The organism is Pseudoxanthomonas sp. UC19_8, assembly GCF_042700505.1.
GTDB lineage: Bacteria > Pseudomonadota > Gammaproteobacteria > Xanthomonadales > Xanthomonadaceae > Pseudoxanthomonas_A > Pseudoxanthomonas_A winnipegensis.
In genome coordinates this window covers 3,285,589-3,301,908 of record NZ_CP170559.1, presented here as the reverse complement: position 1 = coordinate 3,301,908, position 16,320 = coordinate 3,285,589, and the positions used below count along the sequence as shown (strand labels likewise).

Annotated in this window: 17 protein-coding genes; 11 read left to right on the top strand and 6 right to left on the bottom strand. The window is 64.5% G+C overall.

The annotated features are described in order from the left end of the window. Window positions 1-96: 96 nt before the first annotated feature. Together ACFJIT_RS14655 and ACFJIT_RS14650 are read left to right on the top strand one after the other, a co-directional pair. Complete coding sequence (locus ACFJIT_RS14655; RefSeq protein WP_379654043.1) at window positions 97-1,044, top strand: ParA family protein; 948 nt, start codon at window positions 97-99, stop codon at window positions 1,042-1,044. A gap of 56 nt (window positions 1,045-1,100) precedes the next feature. Then, window positions 1,101-1,478 carry a hypothetical protein gene (locus ACFJIT_RS14650; RefSeq protein ID WP_379654042.1) on the top strand — a complete coding sequence of 126 codons (378 nt, stop codon included), beginning with the start codon at window positions 1,101-1,103 and terminating at the stop codon, window positions 1,476-1,478. Here ACFJIT_RS14650 and ACFJIT_RS14645 read toward each other — a convergent pair. Together ACFJIT_RS14645 and ACFJIT_RS14640 are read right to left on the bottom strand one after the other, a co-directional pair. Then, a complete protein-coding gene (locus ACFJIT_RS14645; protein ID WP_379654041.1) occupies window positions 1,444-2,115 on the bottom strand; it encodes a hypothetical protein in 672 nt (223 codons plus the stop codon). The genes ACFJIT_RS14650 and ACFJIT_RS14645 overlap by 35 nt on opposite strands. Before the next feature lie 76 nt (window positions 2,116-2,191). After that, a complete protein-coding gene (locus tag ACFJIT_RS14640; protein WP_379654040.1) occupies window positions 2,192-3,139 on the bottom strand; it encodes an HNH endonuclease in 948 nt (315 codons plus the stop codon). A gap of 276 nt (window positions 3,140-3,415) precedes the next feature. Between ACFJIT_RS14640 and ACFJIT_RS14635 the strand changes: the two genes are divergently transcribed. From ACFJIT_RS14635 to ACFJIT_RS14610, 6 genes are all read left to right on the top strand, one after another. After that, entirely contained in the window at window positions 3,416-3,802 is a 387-nt protein-coding gene (locus tag ACFJIT_RS14635; protein WP_379654039.1) for an XAC0095 family protein, read from the top strand. Continuing rightward, entirely contained in the window at window positions 3,744-4,277 is a 534-nt protein-coding gene (locus ACFJIT_RS14630; protein ID WP_379654038.1) for a hypothetical protein, read from the top strand. The genes ACFJIT_RS14635 and ACFJIT_RS14630 overlap by 59 nt, the downstream gene beginning before the upstream one ends. Before the next feature lie 158 nt (window positions 4,278-4,435). After that, window positions 4,436-4,918 (top strand): hypothetical protein, encoded by a 483-nt coding sequence (locus ACFJIT_RS14625; protein ID WP_379654037.1) that lies wholly within the window; start codon window positions 4,436-4,438, stop codon window positions 4,916-4,918. A gap of 27 nt (window positions 4,919-4,945) precedes the next feature. Beyond that, window positions 4,946-6,754: an XVIPCD domain-containing protein gene (locus ACFJIT_RS14620; RefSeq protein ID WP_379654036.1), complete on the top strand. Its 1,809-nt coding sequence runs from the start codon at window positions 4,946-4,948 to the stop codon at window positions 6,752-6,754. Window positions 6,755-6,942: 188 nt separating this feature from the next. After that, window positions 6,943-7,878: an alpha/beta fold hydrolase gene (locus ACFJIT_RS14615; RefSeq protein WP_379654035.1), complete on the top strand. Its 936-nt coding sequence runs from the start codon at window positions 6,943-6,945 to the stop codon at window positions 7,876-7,878. Window positions 7,879-7,963: 85 nt separating this feature from the next. Continuing rightward, window positions 7,964-8,326 (top strand): VOC family protein, encoded by a 363-nt coding sequence (locus ACFJIT_RS14610; RefSeq protein WP_379654034.1) that lies wholly within the window; start codon window positions 7,964-7,966, stop codon window positions 8,324-8,326. Between the two features lie 237 nt (window positions 8,327-8,563). Here the strand turns inward: ACFJIT_RS14610 and ACFJIT_RS14605 are convergent, their stop codons facing one another. After that, complete coding sequence (locus tag ACFJIT_RS14605) at window positions 8,564-10,204, bottom strand: tetratricopeptide repeat protein (protein WP_379654033.1); 1,641 nt, start codon at window positions 10,202-10,204, stop codon at window positions 8,564-8,566. Between the two features lie 112 nt (window positions 10,205-10,316). Here ACFJIT_RS14605 and ACFJIT_RS14600 point away from each other — a divergent pair, with 112 nt between their 5' ends. Then, window positions 10,317-10,466, top strand: coding sequence for a hypothetical protein (locus ACFJIT_RS14600; RefSeq protein ID WP_379654032.1), 150 nt, complete (start codon window positions 10,317-10,319; stop codon window positions 10,464-10,466). A gap of 335 nt (window positions 10,467-10,801) precedes the next feature. Then, window positions 10,802-12,181 (top strand): type II toxin-antitoxin system HipA family toxin YjjJ, encoded by a 1,380-nt coding sequence (yjjJ, locus tag ACFJIT_RS14595; protein ID WP_379654031.1) that lies wholly within the window; start codon window positions 10,802-10,804, stop codon window positions 12,179-12,181. 23 nt (window positions 12,182-12,204) lie between these two features. Here the strand turns inward: yjjJ and ACFJIT_RS14590 are convergent, their stop codons facing one another. Continuing rightward, window positions 12,205-12,999: an EAL domain-containing protein gene (locus tag ACFJIT_RS14590; protein WP_379654030.1), complete on the bottom strand. Its 795-nt coding sequence runs from the start codon at window positions 12,997-12,999 to the stop codon at window positions 12,205-12,207. 321 nt (window positions 13,000-13,320) lie between these two features. On the opposite strand from ACFJIT_RS14590, the gene ACFJIT_RS14585 reads away from it, so the two are divergent. Next, the gene (locus ACFJIT_RS14585) at window positions 13,321-14,067 is read left to right on the top strand and encodes a glucose 1-dehydrogenase (protein WP_379654029.1); all 747 of its coding nucleotides are present in this window, start codon (window positions 13,321-13,323) and stop codon (window positions 14,065-14,067) included. A 159-nt stretch (window positions 14,068-14,226) separates the two neighbouring features. Here the strand turns inward: ACFJIT_RS14585 and ACFJIT_RS14580 are convergent, their stop codons facing one another. After that, window positions 14,227-14,382 (bottom strand): hypothetical protein, encoded by a 156-nt coding sequence (locus tag ACFJIT_RS14580; protein ID WP_379654028.1) that lies wholly within the window; start codon window positions 14,380-14,382, stop codon window positions 14,227-14,229. Between the two features lie 145 nt (window positions 14,383-14,527). Further along, on the bottom strand, window positions 14,528-16,282 hold the full coding sequence (locus ACFJIT_RS14575) for an EAL domain-containing protein (RefSeq protein ID WP_379654027.1): 1,755 nt from the start codon (window positions 16,280-16,282) through the stop codon (window positions 14,528-14,530). Window positions 16,283-16,320: the final 38 nt, after the last annotated feature.

Here is a 16,320-nt window from a genome sequence, read left to right as displayed (position 1 = left end):
CGCGCGGTCGAATGGCATGCGATCGGCGGATAAGTAAGTCAGGACAGGGGTGCGATTTTTCAGTGATTCGCGCTCTTTATCACATAGGGAAGCTTTATGAAGGCGGCGGCTATAATAAATTTCAAAGGCGGAGTCAGCAAAACTACGTTGACTCTACATCTGGCTTGTCATCTGGCAAAGACGTCTCGTGTGCTAGTTGTTGACGTTGATCACCAGTCAAGTCTTTCTATAGTTGTCTTGGGGCAGCGTCTATGGGATAGACGCGTTGATAGTGGCTTAACGATTAATAGGGTTTTTGAGTCCTTTGCGAACCGCCGCATTCCCATGCCGGGTGATGAAATCGTCACTGCAAATGTATTTCATCAGCGTGATGATAGGTATAATATCTATCCTCGACTTGATTTCGTTTCTGCGCAGTTTGAGCTGGATGACACTGAGATTGATCTTGCCTCGACAAATTATGGTGTCGCTGCACTTTCAGACTGGGAGAAGCGAACGCTTGTCGCTACCTGGCTGGATAAAATAGACGCAGCTGCCAAGTATGACTATGTACTTTTTGACTGCCCTCCTGCCACCAAGATAGTCAGTCAAAATGCCCTCGCTGCGAGTGACTGCTACGTAGTTCCCGTTATTCCTGACGAGTTATCGAGTCGCGGCGTCACACATTTTCAGAATTTGGTAAAAAGGAAGATTGACGAAAAGCTTCTCTATCTTAGAGACTCGGCGAGAGTGCCCGAAGCCGAGGTGCCGGAAAGTTTTGTTGAAAGTACCGTCATGGCTGCTATTGTGCCCTCGCTTGTAAAGTCAGCTGGTAATGCAGCGTCAGGTATGACTAATATTCACACCGAACAACTTTCCGGTTTGCGTAGGAAATGGGGCTCGGCGATAACTAATAGTATCGGAAAGCACTATATAGGTGTGCCGGAAGCCATCAATGCGGGCTGGCCGGTGTGGGATTACTGGGGTGTAAATGCAACAGATGAGGTTAAGGCAATGATGATTTCTATTTGTACAGAGCTTAAAGAAAGGATTGATGCCTCGTGATCAGGCGTCGTTCCACAGAGAGTCCATATAGATTGATCGCGCGTCACTTGCGCGAAATGGCAGCGCTGATCGAGGTTTCAGGCGGCAAGGAGGAAGTGGTCTCTGCAATCGGAGAGTTGGCAACGTTCCTAGCCAAGGCGCCGATCTCGGAAATTGAAAAACTGGTATCTCGGAGACAACCAGAGCGAAAGCGAGTTTCTAGCCGGGAAGAGCTCGAGTCTCTTCGTTTTGAAGATATCGAAGGTATTGTAAGAGACCCGGAGACGCCGCGAAAGCTCTTAGAAGCTATCGCTGTGCTGAGGTTTGGTGTTCCTATAGGATCGATGAGAAGCTTCTCTAACATCTCAATACTTAGAGAGAAGTTAATTACCTTGATTGAGAACGAGCGTGCTCACACAGTTATTGAGGCGGCAGCGAGGCGGGGTGTGGACTAAATGCGATTTCAGTCGCAGGAGATCTGTCGATCGGGCTTCTATGCCTTTCGGAGAAGTCATTGATCTTTGAGATCCAGGCCTCACCGGATGCGTCAGCAATTCGTGCTGCGTCATCGAAAGAGAGTCCCGTCAGTGCGACGGCAAGTATTACGGTTGTAAGGGTTGCGTAAATCCATTGCGCGACTCCGCCTGAATTGTAAGCCTTAATCGCGGATGCGCTTCCGAGAAGGCATAAAAGGCTGTAGCGTAGCACTGGACCGTAGCGGCCCAGTCTGCGCAAGAAGGGATTGCGGTCTCGCTTGTAACGCCACTGAACAGTCTGAGTTGCCTCGTCGTATAGCAGGCGCGGCCACAGCGCGCATAAATCAAGCAGCGCTTTGCTGCTGTGGGAACTAGCGAGCGCGAGCCGGATGACGTGGGCCGGAAGGTAGGTTCCATAGAGCTGCCGGATGATCACTTCCAGCCAGAGATCATCATGTGCGCGGGCGTAGTCCCACCGCTCAAGGAAGTCCCGCCGATGCTCGCTCTTCTTTCCGTATAGCCCGAAGAATCCGCGAATGACATAAACGGCGACCGAGAACAGGATTGCAGGGATGAGTAGTCCCGCGCCGCCGGCCTCGACAAGATCCTTGAACATCCTTGCTCCTCCTTGCGTTTAGATCGGCTGGTTTTACGAGCTAACACTATGGTGACGTTGGCGCGGCGCGTTTTCTCTAGGCCTTGAGCTTTTCGTGGAAGCTACTTCGATGATGCCCTAGGAACACATGCTGCTCTCGCCTAAACGGCTCAACACGCGTTGCGCGGGGAATGCCCCATGCCTCCAGAACCTGGGGATCGAGTGAGGGATGCGTGTGCATTGCGCCGTCGTTCTCGAAGGTAATCAAGTGCTCGTCGAACAGGGCATCTACGTGGGGCGACAACATGATGCCGTTGAAGCCGTTAATTCGCTCCGTGTTGCTAGAGGCACGCCACGGCTTGATGTGGCTGGCGATCAGCAGGCGCGCATCCTCGACCCCAGTCACCTTGCATCTCGGGTCGACCAGCATCACGCACTTGCGGAAGAGTCCTTGGCCGATGCGCGCCTTCGCCAATTGCTCGCGCTGGGTCTCGGGCAGCGCGTGATCCCCTGCGATGTCGTCGAGATCGGCGAGCAGCTCGTTCCGAGGTTCGGGCTCCGCAACAAAAAAACTGGAGGCAAACACTGGATCCGCCTCGATCCCAAGCATGGCCAAGAGGATGTGGCCAAGCGCGTCAGAAATTCCGGCCAGATAGCACCCTTGATTGCCGTCGCCGTTCTTTTGGATGGGTGAGTACTTGTCTGGAAGTAGATCTCTCAAATTCTCAATATGCGCCTTGGGACTTAAAGGCTTGGGTGCAGAGCTGAAGTACACGCTCACCAGCCAGCCGTCATCTGACCAGTTGTCGCCGACGCTTCCAAACTCGGTGGGCTTGGGGCTGGCAGATGCGGATTCCAGGATCTGACCGACAGCGCTGATGCGGCCGTTCGCGTACGAGAACACGATGTCACCCCTGCGCACCAAACGCATGTTCTCGTAGGTCTGGTTGAATGCGCCGTTGGCGTTGCGCTTTGGCGACCATAGGTAACCGCCACGCACTTCGTGGTCACGTGTTTGCTTGTGGTTGACCCACCAGAAAGCCATCTTCTCCCCCTCTGGCTCCAGGATATAGCGGCCGCGCCTGTATTGCTTGACCAGGTCAAACTACGGGAGAGCGGCAGTGCCACGGGCGGTTGACACGCTGTGCTAGTGGATGCAATCTCGCGATTAAGGAGCGTCGAAACTCCGTACATAGCGGTACCCACCTCCGTCAAACCGGTGGGTTTTTGTGCCTGCATTCTTTGCAGGTGCAGCCGACGCGATGCCTGCGTCGGGAGGGCGGCTAATACAACACCCGCAAGGGGAATACGCCCGCCGACTATGTACGGTTTCGAACCTCCCGACTTCCCGTCCGCTACCCGCGGGCGGGCACTTCATGGTGACAAGGAGGCGACGATGAACGAGCGCGCGTTCGGCGAGCACGATGGAATGGGCTATCTGCTGCCCGAGGACAGCCAGCTGCGGTTGCGGCAGCTGCGGGACCATCTGGGATTTCTGACGCGACTGGCGTGGCCGCAGTCTGCCGATGGGTCGCCGCCGCGCCCGCCGGAGGTGCCCATCGGCGAATGGGGGTATTGCCCGGGGCCAGGTCTCCGAGCAACTCACGCGGGTTCTTGCGGCGTTGAAGGGGCCGGCCCGTTACGGGCCCATGCACGCAGAGGCGACGGCTGCCACGCAAGCACGCGATGCGCGCGGGCACGCTGGTGATGGCGAGCTTGTCGCTTACCGACTGGAAGAGGAGGGCGATCGAGCGCAGGCATCGCAATCCGCGCGCGCAAGCACACGCCACGCCGCGCCTGACGACCTCGCCGATGCGCCGCGCATGCTGTTCGGCGTCACGCTCGACCAGATCGATGCGCTCAACACCCTGGTCGAGACCATCCGGGCCTACGCCGACGCGGTCTCCGCCGAGGGCATGGCCGACTTCGCCGAGGGCACGCTGTCCCGGCTCGGCCATTCGATCTTCGACCGCGCCAGCGAGGCGCTGGCATTCCTGGGCGAAATCCAGGACCAGCCCCTGCCCGACGAACCGCGTGTGTCGCCGTTCTCCGTCCGTGAGGCGCCGGCCAGCTATCACGTGCAGCGTGCCGCTATGGATCGGGACGCGTTACCGACTTTGCCGGTGCTGACGAGTCTGGCGCCGGGCCTCCTTCGTTCACCTTCGGCAGCTTCGTTGCACTGAAATTGGAGATTGCAGTGCCGCCGCGCTGGAGCGCGACCTGGCGATTGTGCAGCGGCGCGATATGGACAGGGCGGTGCGTCGTGATCTAAGTTCCGCTCATTGATGAAGCGTATCTGGCGGGCCTCGGCCCGCCAGGACGAATGCAGGGAGTGCGCATGATGAACAAGTCGCGCTTGTGCCTTGGGTTGACCGCGATGTTCACGGCTGGCTGCGTCGGCGTCTCAGCTGGCGGCGTCGCGGCGCCCACCTCCAATGACGCTTTCTGTCAGCAGGCCAGTGCGTGGGGCGGTGGGACGCCGACGGCGACGCAGATCCCCCCCACCGTGACCGAGGGCGACGACGGCCGCTCCTACCACTTCGACCTGGGGGGCAAGGGAGGGTTGAAGGCGTTGGATGCCAGCTGTGGGTGGGGCAGCTATGCCGAATGCAGCTTCACGGCCCACCGACGTGATGGCGGGACTTACCAGTTCTCGGACCTTTCCTCCTTCGGCCTATGGGACGCGAACGGGCAGTTGTATCTGCTGTATCGCATCGTGTCACCGAAAGACGAGGCCGCCGCCCGTAAACGTCGCGTTGTGCAGCCGGGTCATCCCCCCGTGGAAGTGTGCAACCAGATCGGGGACTACTCGAACCTGATGTAGCGCTACTGCCTGATAAGGAAATCGCAGATGCCCATCGTCTATCGTGAATTGTCTCAGGAGCAGTACAACACGCTGACCGGCGACCTGATCAAGTTGACCGAGAGCCTGCATGCTCACGCACAGAACGTGGGGGATGACCGGGCAACCATCGGCTATGGCTACACATTCAACCGTGGCAACAACGTGGCGCTCTGGCGCGACTCCGGCATCGCGCTCAATCCCGGGCAATGGCGGCAGCTCGAGAGCATTGACGCCGCCGCGCCTGCAGATCGCACGCGGCTGGGCTTGCAGTTCGACAGGACGCTCAACGCGGAGGAGGCCGATCGGCTGCTGTCCGCATCCTTGCCGGAGTATGAGCGCCCCATCGCGGGCCTGAACATGCCGATGTCCCAGGAGCGCGCCGCCTTGGTGTCGTTGGTCTACAACAGAGGCGCAGGTTCCTACAACGCCAACATGCAGCCATTCCGCGACGCGATCACGGCAGGGGATCGCGCCGAGGCCTGGTTCGAGATGCGCTACAACGCTTGGGGGAGCAATGCGGCTGCGGAGGCGGGTCTACGCAAGCGACGTGTCATGGAGTCCGAACTCTTCGGTCTCTACAACGATCCCCAGAACGTCACGCGCGAGGAGGCCGTCTCGACATATCAGATGTACCAGTTGCACCGCGAGCGCATCACTGGTGATGAGGCGCGTTGGGGTGTGGACGTGGATGGCAATCCCGGGCAGCGTAATCTCATCGCGGAAGCAAACCGCGACTATGCGGCCTTGCTTGCCGGTCGAGGTCAGGTCCAGACGCTGGCGCAGTCGCTGGAGCCTGCCAGGACGCGGCTGTTGTCCGATCTGCGCGCGGACTACCCGGAGATCGCTGATCGCCTCACTGATGAGGCATTCAATGCAGGGTCCATCCATGTTGATCCTGGCAGAGCGTCAGCCGATGCGGCGGTAGACCCGAACCATGCGGCGACATTGGATGCGACGCGGCGGCAGCGTGGTCGCGAGGTCGCCAACAATGACCTGTTGTTGGGCATGGGCGGTAACGACACCCTCATAGGCGGTCAGGGCGACGATGTTCTGATCGGTGGCGAAGGGCGCGATGTGTTGCGCGGCGGGGCAGGTCGGGACACCTACATCGTCGGAAACGGGGATGTCGTACAGGACGTCGATGGCCGTGGCCAGGTGTTCTGGAATGGCCAGCCTCTCACGGGCGGAACGCGCCAGGCCGGGGATCCCGAGGGGGTGTTCCGGAGTGCGGACGGCAATTACAGCTATCGAATGCAGGGCGATGATCTGCATATACGTAATGCGCAGGACCAGTCGGTGGTGATCCGGAACTACCAACCCGGGACGCTGGACATCGATCTGGGCGAGGCGCGCCGGCAGGGCGCGGACATTCAGGACCCTGTGGAGCGCACACCCGCCGTTCGTCAGGGCGCTTTGGAGCGTCAAGGGCACGTGGAGGCTGACGCCGTTTCTCCGTTACTGGATCAGGCCCGTAGCGCTGTGCAGCGGCTGGATGCTTCGCTTGGCCGGACCTCCGATGAGGCGAGTGAGCGGATGAGTGCGAGCTTGGCTGGATTGGCACGGGAGAACGGCCTCACGCGCATTGATCATGTCGTGCTGAACACAAGAACCGAGCGCCATGCGGCGGGCGAGCATGTTTTCGTTGTACAGGGCGCCTTAAACGATCCCGCACACCTGCGCGCGCATATGGGAACCGAGCAAGCGACCGCCGCTCCCGTGCAGGAGTCGATACAGCGGTTACAGGAGCTGGAGCGCCGGCAGTCGTTGGCGCAGATTCCAGAACAAGGAGCTCCACAGCGCGGACTTGGCATCTAGAAGCAACAAGGGCGGAAACAGGGATCAGAGCTCACCTGTAAAAACCTCGCTGCACTGGGCCCTGCGACCCATGCAGCCACCTTGGCGGCGTTCTCTTGATGGACGCCATCATGCATTCATATGCCTGGGCACTTTAGGCTTCCGATCCGGGCTCCGTCGGCGCCTTGACCTGGGCACGATGACGGTGCGTGGCGTTTCGCCTGATTCCGGGCATTGGAGGATTCATGACCTTTACCCTCGCGACGCAGACCCTGGACATCGGCTATGCCTGCGGCGGCCCTGAGGACGGGTTCCCGGTGCTGTTGCTGCATGGCTGGCCCGATGACGTGCACGGCTGGGCGCAGGTGGCGCCAGCGCTGGAGGCCGCCGGCTATCGCTGGGTCGCGCCGTGGTTGCGCGGCTTTGGCCCGACGCGCTTCCGGTCTTCGGACACGCTGCGCGATGGAACGGGCGTGGCGCTGGCGCAGGACGCGATCGATCTGGTGGATGCGTTGGGCTGGGAGCGCTTCGCCGTCGTCGGCCACGACTGGGGCGGGCGCACGGCGTATGTGCTCGCGGCGCTCTGGCCCGAACGCGTCGCGGCCATCGCCTCGCTGGCGATCGGCTATGCGCCACGGGGGAAGTTCAAGATCCCGGCGTCCTTCGAACAGAGCCAGCGCTGGTGGTATCAGTGGTTCATGGTGGCCGAGGGCGGCGCGGCGGCCGTCGCGGCCGACCCCATCGGCTTCGCGCAGCTGCAGTGGCAAAACTGGAGTCCGCCGGGCTGGTATGAGGAGGCGGCGTTCGCGCGGACCGCGGAGAGTTTCCGCAACCCCGACTGGGCGGCCGTCACGCTGCACGGGTATCGAAGCCGCTGGCGCCCCGAGCCGCTGGACCCGCGCTACGCGGCGGCCCGGCAACGCCTGGCTGAAATCGAGATCCTGCGTGTGCCGACGCTCATGATCCAGGGCGAGGACGACCGCTGCGATCCACCGGCGGAGTCGGAGCACGACGGGCGCTTCTTTACCGGCGGGTATCGGCGCATCGTGCTGCCTGGCGTTGGTCATTTCCCGGCGCGCGAGGCGCCCGCCGCAGTGGCCGATGCGCTGGTCCGGCATCTTGGCGATCTGCGACGAAGTTGGTGACATTTTTGAGCGCTGCCCGTCAGCCCTCGCACGCATCGCTACCATCGCGGCAGCACCGCCTTAGGTGCGCCGTGGGGAGGCCGCAATGCGCAATGTCGATACAGGAACGACCAGGATCGCCCCTGGCAGGAACATCGCGATCAAGGTGCCGCTGTTCCGCTGGGAGGAGACGGTCGCCTTCTACCGCGACCGCGCCGGGCTTGAGGTCCTGCGCGAGAGCGAGAACACGGCGGCGCTGCGCTTCGGCGAGATGACGCTGTGGTTGGATCGCGTGCCGCATCAGAGCCAGGGCGATGTCTGGCTTGAGCTCTTCGCCGACGATCCCGACGCGGCGCTCGCCCAGCTGGGCGGGCCGGTCCGCGATGAGCTGGAGCCGCTCGATGGCGTGAGCGGGCACTGGACCTCCGATCCCAGCGGCACCGTCCTGCTCGTCCGCAAGTCGACGTGAGCGACAGGCGGCGCTGTTCGGCAGGATGGCCGCGCTGGTCGGCGCCGCGGTCGCAGCAGGCGCACCGAGGAGGGCGTGCGGGTTCCCTGCACTTCGGCATGGCGGGTGACAGCACTGGGCAACTGCTCGCGCGGCACGTGCCGCGCCGGGTCCCAACCGCTAAACGCGCGCATTCACTATCTCAGCCAAGACAGCATTCTTCACCGGCAACGAGACCCTCAGGTCGACGCGTGACGCTCAGTGCTCGGTTTGCTGGCGCGCCTGGATCAGTTGCGGACGTTCCGGTTGATCGGCATTGGGCGCTTGCGCCAGGAGTTTCTGGAAATAGGCGTGGGCCTTGACGCTGTCGCCTGTCCGCCTGGCGGCCTCTGCCGCGCCATAGAGCGACCAGAAGCGATTGGGCTCTTGCATGAGCGAGGCTTCGAAGGCCTGCAGGGCATCGGCCGATTGCCCTTGGGTCAATAGCATCTGGCCCAGCATTTCCCGGGCAGGTGCCAAGGGGCCGGGCGTAACGGAGGCCAGTTGGGTCTTGCCCTCCAGATCGGCGGCTGCGCGCATGCCCGCCAGCGCTTCGGGGACGTGTCCTTCCTCCAAGGACAGGATCGCGGCGACTTCGCGCCGCTGGATGTCGGTTTGTTGGGCCCAATAGTCCTCGCCTTGCGCGGCCAGCCTGTCGTGGATCTGGTCCAGCGAGCCGATCGCCGCGCGTGTGCCGGCGGCGTTCTTCAGATGCGCCGCGCCCAGGCCTCGTGCGAAATAGGTGATCGAGTCGGCATAGGGGAAGCGGCTCGGCACAGGCTCGAGCTTGGCGGCCTGCGCCCAGTCGCCGCGCTCCAGCGCGTAGCGCGCAGGAATCGCGGCGCGGGCGAAATACGCCGCTGAGGCCGGTGCGGCGCCATTGGCCTTCGCCGGATCGAACCGCAGGAACACCTGCGCCGAAGCATCGGCCAACTGCGCGGCGGCCCGGTCCTGCCCGGTCTGCAGATAGGCGTAAATCATGTAATCGCTGGCATGCAGTTCATCGGCCGGTTGGCCGGCGGCCCGCGCCGAAGCGGCCGAGGCCAGGTTGGTGTCGATGGAGGCCTGCCAGTCACCGATCCGCGTGAAGGTATGAGAGGGCATGTGCAGGGCGTGCGGGGTGGAGGGCGCGATGGCGCCATACCGCTTCGCGGCTTCCGCGGCGCGCGAGGCCAGCGCCGGCTCGTCATAGGCATGGATGATGTAGTGGGCCAGGCCGGGATGGTCGGGATACTGCGCGAACAGGGTCTCCAGGATGGCGCCGGCCTTGAGCTGCTTCGCATAGGTCTTGTCGGCGGGATCGGCGGCCGCAGCCAGTGCCAATGCGTAGAAAATGCGGGCTTCGGTGTCCTGGGGATAGTCGGCGGCCAGTTGTTCCATCGCTTGCTCGTAGGCCAGCGTTCGCGCGGGCTGGTCCAGACGGTCCGCGTTGACATACAAGTGGGCGACCGCTTCGATGTAGGCCTGCTCCCGCTGGGTCTTGGCCTTCAGCCGGCGTCCGGCGTCGACCGCCTTCAATCCCTGGTCGAGTTGGGCAGGAGACTTGAACCCGGCGAACGGATTGCTCCAGCTGCTCAAGGCGATGCCCCAGTAGGCGATGGCGCAGCTGGGGTCGGCTTCCAGGACGGATCGATAGCCTTCGATGGCCGGGCCGAACTGAAAGGAATGCATCAAGGCGACGGCGCGGTCAAACAGCGGCTGGGCCGCGGTGTTGCAACTGGTCTGGAAGCTGACCTTGCCCAGCCGCTCCATCGCGGCGTGTTCCATCGCGGCATGGTCATGCGGGACGGCTTGAGCCGACGCGTCGGCCGCACCCTGCCAGGCCAGGAGGAATGCGGCGATCAGAAACCTGGTGCTCATGACGCCCGACCTTTCAGATCCGGAACCTTGGGCATTAGATCCCTCATCCCGCTGGAAAGTCCATTGCGACCGAAGCGCTGCTCAGGGTGCCTGCCTCAAGCGCGCCCCCCCGATGTCCGCCAGCCGCTGCCGCGGGTTGAAATCGGCGCTCGCCCAGCTTGGCGGGCCGGTCCGCGATGAACTGGAGCCGCTCGATGGCGTGAGCGGACACTGGACCTCCGATCCCAACGGCACGGTGCTGCTCGTCCGCAAGCCGACCTGAGCGACACGCGGCGCCGCCTCGGCATGGTGGCTCGCTTGTCGGCGCCACGGTCGCGACAGCCCAGCCGAAGGAAGGCGTGCGGCTTGCCTGCACGTCGGCCGGATGCGCGGCGATGTTCATCGCCGCCTGCTCGCCGCCCCGCCCAGGGCCATCGCGTCGAGAGATCTCGCAGCCTGGGGGCAGGGAACCGGCTGCAAGGGTCCCGGTCGCGGTCCCGATATCTATTCATGAATTCCGCCGTGAGCGGCGAGGTGCTTGTTAGGAGTCCATTGAAATCAATGTCATGGGTCGGATGGTAGTTTGACTATCTATTCAATTATCTATTCAATTCGGTGATGGCTCCGCCCTCTTCCTCCGACCTGCTCGCGTTCCTGCGCCGCCAGGGTGTCGCCACTGCGGCGCAGATCGGTGCGGCCCTGGGGGTCAGCCAACCGTCGGTCTCTCGGCTGTTGGCCGGTGCGGGCGATGCGATCGTGCGCATCGGCAAGGCGCGCGCCTCACGCTATGCGCTGCGGCGCGAGGTCGGGCGGGCCGGTGGCCACTGGCCGCTGTTCCGGATCACGGCCGATGGCCAGGCGCAGACGCTGGGGCAGCTGCAGGCGCTGCACGGGGCGGGCATGGTGCTTGCGCCTGAGGTCCCGTGCCCGGCGCTGCTGCATGGCGACTTCGCCGATGGGGTGTTTCCTGACCTGCCCTGGTTTCTGGACGACCAGCGGCCTCAGGGATTCCTGGGGCGCGCGTTCGCGCGGCGGGTGGCGGCGGAGATCGGGGCGCCGCCCGATCTGGCCCGCTGGCAGGCGGACGATGTCGTGCTCGCGCTGCTGCGCCACGGCGGGGACGCGCCGGGTGACCTGGTCCTGGGCGAGCAGGCCTTGCAGCAGGCGCTGCGGGCCGTTGTCCAGCCGCGCGACACGATCACGCCCGCGCAGCGCGCGCTTGCCTACCCGCAACGCGCCGAGGCCGCGCTGCGCGGCGAGGACATCGGCTCGTCAGCCGCGGGCGAGCAGCCCAAGTTCACCGCCACGCTGGCGCTGGAAGGGGGCAAGGTGCAGCCAGTCATCGTGAAGTTCAGCGAACGCGGCGGGACGCCTGCGGCGGCACGCTGGGCGGACCTGCTGCGCTGCGAGGCGCTGGCGGGCGAAACCTTGCGCGCGCATGGCCTGGCGGCCGCGCAGAGCGAGCTCTTCGAGGCGCAGGGGCGGGTCTTTCTGCAATCCACGCGCTTCGACCGGACGCCGGAACATGGCCGCCGCGGCTTCGTGTCGCTGGCCGCGCTGGATGCCGCCTACTACGGGCATGGCCGCATCGACTGGTGGACGTTTGCCGCGCAACTGCTGCGCGATCGCTGGCTCGATCGGGACGACGCGCGGCGTCTGGCGCTGTACGGATGGTTCGGTGCCTTGATCGCCAACACCGACATGCATCTGGGCAATGCGGGGCTGGTGCTGGGCGATGCCCGTCCCCTGGCATTGGCGCCGGCTTACGACATGCTGCCGATGGCCTTCCGGCCGGCGGCGACGGGCGAGGTGGTGGCGCGCGAGGATGTCGCGCTACCGCTGCCTACGCCTGCACAGCGGGAGCACTGGCGCGACGCGGCCGATATGGCGCTGGCGTTCTGGCAGCGCTTGGTGGAGACCAACGCGATCTCGCCGGACTTCCGTGCGATCGCGCAGCGTGCGGGCGAGCAGCTTATGCGCGCGGTGCAGCGCCTTTAGACGATGTCAGGAGAGGCGCGGCTTCAGCCGTCCAGGCACTTGGCCCACAGCGCCGGCTCCACCTCGCCCAGCTGTTCGAGCAGCGGGCGGCCGAACAGATAGCCCTGGAACAGGGCGATGCCCAGCCCGTGCAGATAGCGGAATTCCTCCACGGTCTCCACGCCTTCGGCCAGCGGCTGGCAGCCCAGCTCGCGGGCGATGCCGACGATGCCGCGCACGATGGCCTGGCGGGCGGGGTCGCGGTCGATGTCGCGGATCAGGGCCATGTCCAGCTTGATCAGGTCGGGCTGGAAGTTGGCCAGCAGCTTCAGGCCGGCGTAGCCGGCGCCGAAGTCGTCCATCGCGGTGAGGAAGCCGCGCTCGCGATAGTCCTGGAAGATGCGGGTCAGGTGCGCCTCGTCGCGCACCTGCTCGGACTCGGCGGTCTCGAAGATCAGCCGCTCGGTCGGGAAGCCGTGGCGCCGTGCGGCCTGCAGGGTCAGCTGGATGCAGGTGGCCGGCTCGTACACGGCATTGGGCAGGAAGTTGATCGACAGATAGCCCGCAAGGCCCAGGCGCGCGGCGGTCTCGATGGCCTTGACCCGGCAGGTCTGGTCGAAGCGGTACAGCTGCTCGGGCGTGACGCGGGCCAGCACCTCGAGGGCGCCGCCGCCTTCGGCGGTGCGCACCAGCGCCTCGTAGCCGTAGATGGAGCGCGTGCGCGCATCGACGATGGGCTGAAAGGCCATCCGGATCTGGAAATCCAGTGGCTGGCCGGTGCCGCAATTGGCGCACGGCGCTGGGCTGCCTTTCGGGTTGGAGGGGCGCGCCGGTTCCATGCGATGTGTGCCTTCGGCAGCGACAAGTGACGCGCAGGATACGCTGGCCGCGTGCGGAAATCGGTGCATTGCGACTTTTGTTGCGCCGCTGTTGCGCAAGGGCCGCGTGCCCGTTCCCGGGAGGGCGCGCGATGCGGCGCCGCGCCGGCGCGATGGCGCGCATCGCATCATGCAAGCGCGCCGCGCTTATCCCGCAGACGGGATGCTTTTTCCCCGGATTGCCGGCTTATCTGGCCAGCCAGCGCGCCCCATTCTTTTGGCCGCACGCCGCCTGCATTTGGCAGGGCGCGCGTTTTCCCCCTTTTTTCAGGAAGCATCAAGATGAGCAAGCTCGCAGGAAAAGTCGCCCTGGTCACCGGGGCCTCCAAGGGCATCGGCGCGGCGATCGCCACGGCGCTGGGCGCCGCCGGCGCGTCGGTGGTGGTCAATTACGCGTCCAGCCGCAGTGGCGCCGATGCGGTGGTGGCGCGCATCACCCAGGCCGGCGGCCAAGCGCTGGCGGTGCAGGGCGATGTGGCCGATGCGGACCAGGCCAAGGCGCTGGTGGCCGCGGCCGTCGAGCGCTTCGGCCGGCTCGATGTCGTGGTCAACAATTCGGGTGTGTACGAGGCGGCGCCGCTGGAAGCCGTCACGCCGGCGCACTTCCATCGCCATTTCGACATCAACGTGCTGGGTCTGCTGCAGGTGACGCAGGCCGCGCTGCCGCATCTGGGGCAGGGCGCCAGTGTCATCAACATCGGTTCGACGGTCAGTGCGATGGAGCCGCCGGGCCTGGTGGTCTATACCGCGACCAAGGGCGCGGTGGATGCGATCACCGGCGTGCTCTCGCGCGAGCTGGGCCCGCGCGGGATCCGCGTCAACAGCATCAATCCGGGCATGGTCGATACCGAGGGCGCGCAGACCGCGGGCTTCATCGGCTCGCCGATGCAGACGCAGATCGTGGCGCAGACGCCGCTGGGCCGCGTTGGTGCGCCGGAGGACATCGCCGATGTCGCGGTGTTCCTGGCCTCGGACGAGGCGCGCTGGCTGACGGGCGAGCGCATCAAGGCGGGCGGCGGGCTGCGCTAAAGCTGTCTAGCTTGGTGGGAGCAACTGTCTCTCAGTTCAAGCCGCGGCCTTTTTGTAGAGCGGAGCTTGCTCCGCTGCTCTTCGTTCGGTTCGTGGGGGAAGGCCCCAGCGGAGCAAGCTCCGCTCTACAGGTGGGAGCCGCCATGGCGGCGAGGGGCTTTACCGGTAAAGCCTCATCGCCGCCATGGCGGCTCCCACGGGCTTTAGCGGCTTGCTGTTTTGGTGCTGCTCGATGTCGGCGCAAAGCAAAGGCAACAGCAACAGCAACGGCAACAGCAACGGCAACAGCAACGGCAACAGCAACAGCAACAGCAACAGCTACCCCTCCCCCTCAGTCGCTAGTTCGCGACTTCGGGCTCCGCTTCGCCTTCGGCGAAAGGGAGGGGGCAGAGCGATGCTTCGTTACGTCCTTTAGTGATCTGCTGACGGGGGCGTGGCGCTGGCGTTTCAGTCTTGCCGGTCAGGCGACCTGGCGCAGGCGGTCGATGTCACGGGGGAGCAGGGGGCGGGAGAAGATGAAGCCCTGCGCCTCGCGGCAGCGCAGGGTCTTGAGGGCCACGGCTTCTTCCTCGGTCTCCACGCCCTCGGCCACGGTGTGGAAGCCCAGGTCGTGGGCCAAGCCGATGATCGAGCGCACCATCGCGCCCTTCTGGATCGCGCTGGGGAAGCCCTGCACCAGGCTGCGGTCGATCTTGATGGTGTTGATCGGCAGGGTGGTGAGGTAGGCGAAGTTGCTGTAGCCGGCGCCGAAGTCGTCCACCGCGATGCGCACGCCCGTCTGGCTGATCTCGCTGAGCTGGCGCGAGACTTCGGGCGTGCGTTCGAGCCATTCGCCCTCGGTGATCTCGATTTCCAGCAGGCTCGGGTCCAGCCCGGTGCGCTTGAGCTGGGTCAGCAGGCGGTCGGGCAGGTCGCCGCGGCGGAAGTCGGCCGGGGAGACGTTCAGCGACAGCGTCAGGTTCATGCCGCGGGCGATCCAGGTCCGCATCTGTGACAGGGATTGCCTTATGACCCAGTCGGTCACTTGCGGCATCAGCGCGGTACGTTCGATCACCGGGACGAACTCGCCGGGCGAGACTTCGCCCAGCTCGTCGTGCTTCCAGCGCAGCAGGGCCTCGACGCCGACCATCCTGCGGGTGGCCAGTTCCACGCGCGGCTGGAACACCAGATACAGCTGGTCGTTGGCGATGGCCGCCGGCAGGTCCGCGGCCAGGCGGTAGTCGCGGCGCAGCTGGAGGTCGCGGTTGGGTTCGTAGCGCACCCAGGGCTGGCGCTGGTCCAGGGCCTGGTGCATGGCCACGAGTGCCCGGCGCAGCGCGTCCTGGGCGTTGGAGGCGTCGAAGGCGGTGATGCCGCCATGGCACATGGGCAGCATCTCCAGGCCATCGACCAGCACCGAGCGCGTGGCCACCAGGCGGACGCGTTCCAGGATCGCCTCGCGCTCGTCGCTGGACAGCTCGTTGAGCACGAAGGCGAAGCGCGACACGCCCACGTGGTAGAGCGGGGCGATGTCGGACAGCAGCTTGGACAGGCGCTCGCCGATCTGGCGGATCAGCGACTCCACCGGCGCCATGCCGCGCGCCTGCCCCAGCAGGTGCGCGGCGTGCACGTCGAAGACGTCCAGGATCATCAGCGTGTGGCGCTCGTACGGCCTGATATCGGCCAGCGCGGCCAGGTCCAGGGCGAACTGCTGGCGGTTGGGCAGGCCGGTGACCGGCTCGCGCCGGCCCACCGAGCGCAGCAGGCTGATCTGGTCGATGGTCAGCGTCGCCAGCGTCTGCAGCTGGTGACGCTGCTGTTCGGTGAGTTTGCGCGGCTTGTGGTCGAGCACGCACAGCGCGCCGATGGCGTGGCCGGAGGAGGTGATGAGCGGGGCGCCGGCGTAGAAGCGCAGGTGCGGCGCGTCCACCACCAGGCAGTTGTCGGCGAAGCGCGGATCCTGGGTCATGTCCTCGACTTCCAGGACCTCCCGGCCGCGGATGGTGAAGTCGCAGACCGAGGCGCTGCGATCGGTGGAACCGACGGGAAAGCCTTCGCGCGAAATGAAGTACTGGTGATCCTCACCGACGATGGAGATCAGCGCCATGGGCATGTCGAAGATCTCGCAGACCAGTTGGGTCATCCGCTTGAGTTCGGGCAGGTCGACGATCTTGAGCAGATCGAGGCTGCGGATCAGCGCCAATCGTTCCTCTTCGGTTTTCAGCGATTGGACCATGGGATTTCACCGGGCAAGACCACGAGGAGATCAGCAAG